At 34.3% G+C, this 7,462-nt stretch carries 7 protein-coding genes; all 7 read right to left on the bottom strand.

Annotated elements, in window-relative coordinates; genetic code table 11:
- Positions 1-581 precede the first annotated feature (581 nt).
- The gene (locus ELS83_RS21255; protein WP_171597561.1) at positions 582-2,789 is read right to left on the bottom strand and encodes a peptidase domain-containing ABC transporter; all 2,208 of its coding nucleotides are present in this window, start codon (positions 2,787-2,789) and stop codon (positions 582-584) included.
- Positions 2,790-2,918: 129 nt separating this feature from the next.
- Complete coding sequence (locus ELS83_RS21250; RefSeq protein ID WP_171597560.1) at positions 2,919-3,599, bottom strand: hypothetical protein; 681 nt, start codon at positions 3,597-3,599, stop codon at positions 2,919-2,921.
- A gap of 26 nt (positions 3,600-3,625) precedes the next feature.
- A complete protein-coding gene (locus ELS83_RS21245; protein ID WP_171597559.1) occupies positions 3,626-3,823 on the bottom strand; it encodes a hypothetical protein in 198 nt (65 codons plus the stop codon).
- A complete protein-coding gene (locus ELS83_RS21240) occupies positions 3,813-5,141 on the bottom strand; it encodes a radical SAM/SPASM domain-containing protein (protein WP_171597558.1) in 1,329 nt (442 codons plus the stop codon). The genes ELS83_RS21245 and ELS83_RS21240 overlap by 11 nt, the downstream gene beginning before the upstream one ends.
- Before the next feature lie 10 nt (positions 5,142-5,151).
- Complete coding sequence (locus ELS83_RS21235) at positions 5,152-6,522, bottom strand: S41 family peptidase (RefSeq protein ID WP_171597557.1); 1,371 nt, start codon at positions 6,520-6,522, stop codon at positions 5,152-5,154.
- Positions 6,523-6,628: 106 nt separating this feature from the next.
- Positions 6,629-6,793 carry a hypothetical protein gene (locus ELS83_RS21230; RefSeq protein WP_171597556.1) on the bottom strand — a complete coding sequence of 55 codons (165 nt, stop codon included), beginning with the start codon at positions 6,791-6,793 and terminating at the stop codon, positions 6,629-6,631.
- Between the two features lie 249 nt (positions 6,794-7,042).
- Positions 7,043-7,285 carry a hypothetical protein gene (locus ELS83_RS21225; protein WP_171597555.1) on the bottom strand — a complete coding sequence of 81 codons (243 nt, stop codon included), beginning with the start codon at positions 7,283-7,285 and terminating at the stop codon, positions 7,043-7,045.
- Between the last annotated feature and the right edge of the window lie 177 nt (positions 7,286-7,462).

The raw sequence follows: 7,462 nt of genomic DNA, 5'->3' as shown, positions 1-7,462 counted from the left end.
TTATCAATTATCCCTCATACCTCTTCCTCAAAATCATAAACAATCAAACACATCATATACAATCTGTGTCCTGATCAATTTCCATCTTTTAGACACTGATTTTTAGGATTTTTAATGATTAAATATGATTTCTACGTTGTCATTCGAATGACCTTTCTTAGAAATCTCCTACAATACAATCATCGTAATAAACCTATATATATTAAATTAAGTAAGCTTTGGTTAATCAATAAGTAAGCTCCCAATGTTTATCAATTATTATCAATTATCCCTCATACCTCTTCCTCAAAATCATAAACAATCAAACACATCATATACAATCTGTGTCCTGATCAATTTCCATCTTTTAGACACTGATTTTTAGGATTTTTAATGATTAAATATGATTTCTACGTTGTCATTCGAAAAACCTTTTTTAGAAATCATTCTCATTACATTCATCTTAATTAAACTTGATATTCTTTTTGCATAAAAACAAAACTTCATTTAATTTCAGTAAGCTTTGATTTCATAATTATCGTTCTCATCTCTAGCTCAAAATCATAAATAATCATACCCATCATATAAAATCAGTGTCCTGATTAATTTCCAAGCTCAAGCTGATTTTTCACCAACTCATAATATTTACCTTCAAGGCTGGTAAGTTCTTCGTGTGTACCTTGCTCAACAATTTCGCCTTTTTCAAGAACGATAATATTATCGGCACTACGCACTGTACTCAATCTATGAGCCACAACTACAACAGTTCTGCCTTTGTTAAACTCATCCAGCTTCTTCATAATTGCCAGCTCGTTGTTGGCATCCAAAGCGTTTGTAGCTTCGTCGAAGAACAGGAATTCAGGGTTTTTATAAACAGCGCGAGCAATTAAGATTCGCTGTTTTTGTCCCTGGCTTAAACCGTGTCCGTTAGCACCAATATTGGTATTATAACGCAATGGCAGGTTTTCGATGAACTGATCGATACAAGCCACCTGAACTGCATACAGCAATCTCTTTTTATCGATATGCTCAACTCCAACAGCAATGTTTTTGGCAATGGTATCGGAGAAAATGAAACCATCCTGCATTACCACACCACAGTTTTGGCGCCACATGGCCGAGCTGTAATTCTCAAGGGTAACACCACCCAGCGAAATTCTTCCTTTCGTGGTCGGATAAAATCCTAACATGAGCTTGATTAAGGTGGTTTTCCCACTACCTGATGCACCCACAATGGCCGTTGTTTTTCCTTCTTCCACCTTCAGGTTTACATCGTTCAGCACCATTTCGGAATGTGGTCCTTCATACTGGAAGCATACTTTTTCAATATCAATGGTTTTCTCGTCTGGTATTTCGGTCAGTTTTTGATCTTCAACACTCTCCTCCTCTTTCATTTCGTGGATTTCGCCCAAACGTTCGAGTGAAATTTTGGCATCTTGCCATGAGTGGATCACTTGCACCAAATTATCGAGTGGAGAATTCAGCTGACCAATAATGTATTGTACGGCCAGCATCATACCCAATGTCATTCCACCATCTAAAACAGCTTTTGCAGCAAGGAAAGTAATGATGATATTCTTGGTTTCGTTAAAGAAAATCGAACCCGAAATCTGGTACTGGTTTAAGGCCAAACCTTTGGTACGCACCTGGAACAATTCGGCCTGTATTTGCTCCCACTCCCAGCGTTTTTGCTTTTCGCAGTTGTTCAGTTTGATCTCCTGCATTCCGGTAATTAACTGCACCAATGAGTTCTGATTGCTCGACATTTGAGCAAATCGTTTGCCATCTAGCTCTCTCCTCTTTTTTAGGAACAAATTCACCCAAATGATGTATAGTGCCGAACCCAAAACAAAAACCAGGAAGATGGTCATATCGTAAATGGCCAAAACCACTCCAAAAATCAAAAGATTTACCATCGAAAAGAGTACATTCAAGGTCGATGATGTCAGGAAATTCTCAATCCTGGTATGATCCTGAATTCTCTGCAGCAAATCTCCAATCATTTTGATATCGAAGAAACCTATCGGCAACTTCATCAGTTTGATCAGAAAATCGGATATTAATGAAATATTGATTCGGGTTGAAATGTGTAACAAAATCCAAGAACGAATAAACTCTACCGACATCCTGGAAATGAACAATACCAATTGGGCAATTAAAACCAGGTAGATAAAGTTTAGGTTTTGGGTATTGATTCCAATATCGACAATGCTCTGGGTAAGGAAAGGGAAAATAAGCTGTAACAAGGAACCAAAGAGCATTCCCAGTACCAACTGAATCATGAATTTTCGATAGGGCTTTAGATATCTTAAAAGGAAGCCTATGCTTTTCTTACGCGAAACATCTTCATCTTTTTGTTTGTAGAAATCGGGTGTTGGCTCCAATAACAAACACAAACCTTTTAGTTCGCCCTGACTTTGAGTACTCGCCCATTGTTTGATAAACTCTTCTTTTGTGAACTTTAACAAACCAGAACCCGGATCGGCCACATGTACCGTAGTTTTTCCTCTCTTCTCCTCTATCTTATGAACCACTACAAAATGGTTTTGCCCCCAATGGCAAACGGCAGGCAGGGGAGCTTCTTTCGCCAACTGCTCAAAGCTAATTCGAACTCCCATACTACGCATTCCAATACTTTCGGCTGCATCGGCAATGCCAAGCATGGAAACACCTTCGCGGGTAATGTGCGATTTATCGCGTAATGATTGTAAGGTATAATTCTTGCCATAATGCTTGGCAATCATGCGCAAACAGGTTGGGCCACAATCCATGGCATCCAACTGTCGGAAGTGTGGAAATCGTTTTTTCAATGTAAGAAGCAGTTAGTATATAGTTCCAAGCCTAAAAATAAGGAAAATTGTTTAAACTATTAAACATCCATTTACAGGTAGTGTGTTACCAGTCTGGTCGATAAAAACATATCGTCAATAAATAAGATATTACAAGGCAAACAAACCAAATCTCTCTTTAGCCTGCGTCCAGTTATAAGTATCTTCCAAAGTCATTATCGTTATGGATTGATCGGTATTCTGAAATTCCATTTTTATAAATCCCAATTCTTCATTAAAAACTCCAATCCATTTCGATGTAATAAAGGAATTATGAATAGTTGCCATAATTTTGTAACAAGTAATATTTCTTCTTAGAATTTTAGAATATTCCTCATATTGGCTTTCTATTGTGTAATGAGGTTTCACTTTAACGCCTGCTGGGATATTCAACTCTTCGCTAGACCATACATAGCCAAAATTGTTTATCCATTGCTTTCCCGCTTTTAATGGGAATCGTACCTCCGGGAAGGGTGTAAATTCATGTACATAGTAGATATCATGCCTTGGAGGATGTATCCATATTTTTTCAGCATTATCAATCACTCCCGTAGAATTATTTACTGCAAAAACATCCCTTCCTTCATCAGCCCAGGCAATTGAAAATTGTTTGTGCGGTGGAATTTTCCATTTTTTCCCATGACACACCAGGTACATCATTTGTTTTTTCTGCTTTCCTTCCTTAGAAGTATACTCCACCTGGAATTGATAGATGATTTTTTTGTTGTAAACCTGGCTGTAAATGGAAGATTGACAAAAGATTAAAAGTAAAAAAAGTAGATATCGCTTCATTTCGATTATTTATTAATAGGAGCAGTTCATTCTCCCCAAAGTTGCAAATTTATTATGTCAACTTTCTCTTTGTGAAGGATAAATTTTCCTTGCTCATTGTAATGTCCACATTCTTCAACAGCTACAAATCCATCCTCACCTTTCCATTTGGCTATGTATGGATTATAATGGCATTTGGCTGGTTCGGGATAACAATAGTATAACAGAATAATTTTAACGTTCACGCTTACTTTCGTATAGAAGTTCTAAAAATTCTTCTAATCTACCTTTAAACGGAGTACAACAATCATTTAATTTTCCTTCATACTTGTTTTCTAGTCTTCTAATAGGACAACCTCCATAACAAATTGGAAGGTAGGAACATTTTCGGCAAACAGTGTCTTGATAATGATCAATTCCCATAGCGTATTTCGAAATTAGCATATGATTTGTCCAGATATCTTCATTATGCAAACTACCAACAATTAAATTTTCATTACCTAAATCCTCAAAGCACTTATAAATTTCTCCTTGCCAACCAACAATCATACTGTTAGGATTACGCGCCATACATTCCATGTTAATATCATCAGGATATAGCTTTTCAGATATAATACCATGATTCTTGCAGAGTTCAAAACAAAAGTCAGTTGCTTCATTTCTAGTAAAACAATCACATTTTTTTTCATTATTCTCATCCAAATGAATCCAACCTGGATACACTACAAAAGTTTCAAAAGGATATCTTTTTGAAAGCCAATTGTAAATATCCAAATAAGATGATTTATTTGATTTATCTATATTAACTCGAAGGGCAATGGAGATTACATTATTGTGTGATCCAGCATAGAATCGATCCAAGTTTTGAATGATTTTATCAAATGTTCCTTGGCCATTAAGTAAAGGTCTCGTTTTATCATGAACTGATTTAAATCCATCGATAGTAATTTGAATCTGATTTATACCAACATCCGTCAGAATTTGAATTCGTTTTTCATCGAATAGATAACCATTGGTTACAATTTCATTTTCATGAATATGAAATCCTAACTTTTTAATTTTTTGACCTAAGGATTTAATACGATTGTATTCAATTAAAGGCTCTCCACCATACCAGGTGAGTGATAAACTTTCTAAACCATTATGTCTTTTTTGCTGTTCTAAATATCGGATTAAAGCTTCTTCCGTTTCATCACTCATACTGCCTTTTGTTCTCCAGTTTTCGTAACAATAGGTGCAATTAAAATTACAATATTGGGTAGGTGCAATGGTTAAAACAAGATGTTTCTTGTCGTAAATTCTACTCATGCTTTCGTGATGCATCCTTTCCACTAGGAAATCGTCATTTTCGACCAGAATAAAGTGATCTTTTAAATATTGTTGTTCTTCTTTCGATAAAGTTTTCAAATACTGCTTATTGCTATTTTTCGAGATATCATTTAATTCTTGATACAAAGAATCATTCAATTCCAAAAAACCATTGGTATAGGAATTATAAAGTAGCTTTCCATATTTTTCAGAATTCCACAAAAAATTATAGCGAGACCAATTTAATTTATCCATAAACCTATTATTAATCTATTGTATTGGAATTTATCAATTCAATGCATTTCTCTAGAACAGGATCACCACCGTTCATGTACTCTCTTGCAATAAATGGAATTTCAATATCTGGTTTTAATATGCCATCTTCAGCATTTGTATATTCAAAGTTCTGCACTGTTGAAATTGTCCAAAATGAATTCCCTCTTTCCGCAGTTATCACTTCTCCATAATTTAGAGCATTATGAGCTAGAGGTTCTCCAACAAGTAGTCCAATTTTATTGTACTGCATAATATTGGCAAAAGTCGCCGCCATTGAAGCTGTTTGCCTGCTTATTAATACATAGTAATTAATATCTCCTTTGTATTTTGATTTATCCAATGGACACTCCTTAACAACAAAAGAATCTGGCAAATCGATTAATTTTCCAATATCTTCTTCAGTGTAAGAATAGTCTTTATATGTAGCTTTGGATACCTTTAATTTTATACCTGATTGATAAGGAATTTTCTTTTTGTTGGTAAACATGGAAATTAGTTCATCAAAATGATCTCCTCTACCTCCTGGGTTTTTTCTGATATCAATAATTAAATTTTTATAACCTTTGACCATGAGCTTATCAATAAAGCGATCCAAACTCTTGACCAGATACTTATTGTATGAAAAGTTGTTAATACAGCAATAACCAATTTCATTTTTATCAATAATTCTTTGTTCTGTATCATCACCCTTAAATTTTATAAGATTACCATTAGTAAGCGGAAAGCCATGAATATTGACCTCTTCCTGCGTATCATTTCTAACCAAAACAATATTATATTCCGGTGCAAAGTTGAAATGGTGATATATTTGAAGAGTGTAACCAGACATATACCGATCACGATAAGAACTCTCTAAAAAATTGTCTGCTTCAATACCATTGACTTTTAAAATTCTATCCCCTCTAAGAATATCCGGATGAAAACTTTTATCAACTATCAATGTGTCAGAAATATTAAGCAAACTAATAGGTAAAACTCTAATACTTTTCACTTTACTATTTTTGTTCTTTTTATTACCTAAGACAGGTAGAAATCGTACATGAGGATCTTCATAAGTAACTCTATCCAATAATTTTCTTCGAATCAATGTTTTTTTGGATTCTGGTATCGGCTCTTTAGGTAACTCTTTTGCTATTACTTCAATTAAAGAATCCCATTCATGTTCAGGAAAAGAATTAAAAGGGTTTGGATGATAGTTTTTTAAAGTCTCTTTGTCTTTTATTAACTGTTCTTTGGTTATAACTGATTTAGAGTTTAGAATTCTTAAAATATCCTCCGTTTGACCGAAAACTACAATTGGTACATAGTCAAAAGCGATAATTAATATGATCTGTAATATTCGAAAATTATTCAATTTCATAAGGCAAGCTTAAAGTAAAAATTTACTGCCTCAAAAGTGTAAATGAAGTATTATTAAAATTCCTCATTTGCTATCTATCATTAACTTTTGAGGCAGTCTAAATAAATTACCCACTAATTGTTCCAGAACCCCAAATACGTACTTCTATTTGAGTTTTTTTAGTTCTTCTTTTACAAGAAAGACAAATACCTCCTTTTGATTCCTGTAACTCTTTAGTTGATAATCTTTCAAACTTAGAATCATTAATTACTTTAAAACGATTTTTAGCCATCATTAAATAATTTTAGTTCATATCCTTCCCCGTACAAATTGTACGGATCTTCTCAAAAAGCTAGCTGTGCCGATAAAAAATAAGCATCAGCTAAAAAAGTCGTTTCCAAGGCGAGAACAGATATTGGTTAATAGATGAGAAACGACTTTTTTTGTGCACAAATAGATTTTGTACATGGCTAAAGTAAAAAACGCCACTGCCAAAAATGGCAGTGACGTTTTTTTGTTGATTATGAAATTGATTTTTAGATTATTCGATTAGGTAAGAGTTAGAAAATCTTGAGAATTTGATTGGAATACCTTCATCTTTTAAACAAGCAATCAGGCGGTAAACATGTCTCTCCGATATGCCTAATCTAATAGCGAATTCTTGTGGTTGTCCCGTAGAATTATTTACTGCAAAAACATCCCTTCCTTCTTCAGCCCAGTCAATTGAAAATTGTTTGCGCGGTGGAAATTTCCATTTTTTCCCATGACACACCAGGTACATCATTTGTTTTTTCTGCTTTCCTTCCTTAGAAGTGTAAGTCTTCAGCCTAATTTGGACAAGTTGGTATAAAATTTAAGAGATAGATTTCTTAACTTTTTGTAACCAATTAATGTCTATAAAATGAGAACAAAGAAACAAAGTACCGAGGCTAAGGTAAAAGAAATTAGACGGCACACTCGA

Origin of the sequence: Marinifilum caeruleilacunae (assembly GCF_013141825.1) — a bacterium.
GTDB lineage: Bacteria > Bacteroidota > Bacteroidia > Bacteroidales > Marinifilaceae > Marinifilum > Marinifilum caeruleilacunae.
Note: the sequence above shows the minus strand (reverse complement) of the source record. Positions and strands in the feature narration are given on the sequence as shown.

Coding starts and splice junctions, on each gene's coding strand:
- ELS83_RS21250 (WP_171597560.1), bottom strand. CDS start 3,599: ATGAAGCGATATCTACTTTTTTTACTTTTAATCTTTTGTCAATCTTCC.
- ELS83_RS21240 (WP_171597558.1), bottom strand. CDS start 5,141: ATGGATAAATTAAATTGGTCTCGCTATAATTTTTTGTGGAATTCTGAA.
- ELS83_RS21235 (WP_171597557.1), bottom strand. CDS start 6,522: ATGAAATTGAATAATTTTCGAATATTACAGATCATATTAATTATCGCT.
- ELS83_RS21230 (WP_171597556.1), bottom strand. CDS start 6,793: ATGGCTAAAAATCGTTTTAAAGTAATTAATGATTCTAAGTTTGAAAGA.
- ELS83_RS21225 (WP_171597555.1), bottom strand. CDS start 7,285: ATGATGTACCTGGTGTGTCATGGGAAAAAATGGAAATTTCCACCGCGC.